This is a genomic window from Streptomyces sp. B1866 (assembly GCF_031932565.1).
Taxonomy (GTDB): domain Bacteria; phylum Actinomycetota; class Actinomycetes; order Streptomycetales; family Streptomycetaceae; genus Streptomyces.
Window position 1 is genome coordinate 1 of the sequence record NZ_JAVSCF010000605.1, and the last position, 482, is coordinate 482.

Sequence of the window (482 nt, forward strand, 5' to 3'; positions counted from 1 at the left end):
GGCGGCGCTGGCCGGCGGCGAGGCGCCCGGCGTGTGGTTCACCCCCGAGCGCCGCCCCGCCGCGCACGGCGCCGCCGCGACTCCCGGGCCCGTACCGGCCCCGGCCTCCGGGCCCGTACCGGCCCCGGCCTCCGGGCCCGTACCGGCCCCGGCCTCCGGGCCCGTACCGGCCCCGGCCTCCGGGCCCGTACCGGCCCCGGCCTCCGGGCCCGTACCGGCCCCGGCCTCCGGGCCCGTACCGGCCCCGGCCTCCGGGCCCGTACCGGCGCCGGACGCGCGCCCCGCGTCGCAGGCCCTGCCCGTGCCCGACACCGTGCCCCGGCACGACCTGACCGCCGCGTTCGGCCGTGCCTCCGGCGCGCTGGGCGTCCTGCAGTGCGCGGCGGCCGTCGGCTGGTTCGCCGCGGGCGGGCGCGGGCGGGCGCTGCTGACCGCCGGGGACGACACGGCGGACGCGGTGGCCGGCCTGCTGCTCGCGCCGG

The 482-nt window shown here is 85.5% G+C and carries 1 pseudogene; it reads left to right on the forward strand.

What is annotated here, in order from left to right:
• Positions 1 to 482 (forward strand): annotated as a pseudogene (locus RKE29_RS30400) (hypothetical protein); the annotation flags it as partial.